Raw genomic sequence first — 496 nt, forward strand, 5'->3', positions numbered from 1 at the left:
CCAGCAGGGCCAGCTCGGTGTGCCGGGCCCGCCAGGGCCGGTGGGCGAGCCCGCCGAAGGCGACGCCGACCTGGTCGACGACGCCGTCCGCGACCCGCAGCATGACGGCCACGGAGGCGAGGGCGAAGGCGTACGACGCCCGGTCCCGGGCCTTGCGGTAGGCGGACGGGACGCCGGCGGTGGCGGCCGGGAGCAGCACGCCGGTGATCAGTTCGCCGGGGCGGATCCAGGTGTCCCGTTCGGGGTGCTCGCCGGGCAGCCGGTGGAAGTCGGCCGCCGGGAGGCGCCGGCTGCCCTCGGGGCCGTACAGCTCGACCTGGGCGTCCAGGGCGGCGAGGGCGACGGCCATGTCGGAGGGGTGGGTGGCGATGCACTGCTCGGAGTGGCCGAGGACGGCGTGGTCGCGGTGGACGCCGTCGCGGGCGCCGCAGCCGCTGCCCCTACTTCCAGGACCTGGACAAACCCTGCAACAAGCGGGACCCGGGCAGCGGGTGCG

General features: G+C 76.6%; 1 protein-coding gene. It reads right to left on the reverse strand.

All coding sequences use genetic code 11. From position 1 onward, the window contains the following. Nucleotides 1-496 (reverse strand): FAD binding domain-containing protein (locus tag CCN44_RS42860; RefSeq protein WP_208639960.1); only part of this gene is annotated, 496 nt, incomplete at both ends.

Origin of the sequence: Streptomyces tricolor, from assembly GCF_002155905.1 — a bacterium.
GTDB classification, from domain to species: domain Bacteria; phylum Actinomycetota; class Actinomycetes; order Streptomycetales; family Streptomycetaceae; genus Streptomyces; species Streptomyces tricolor.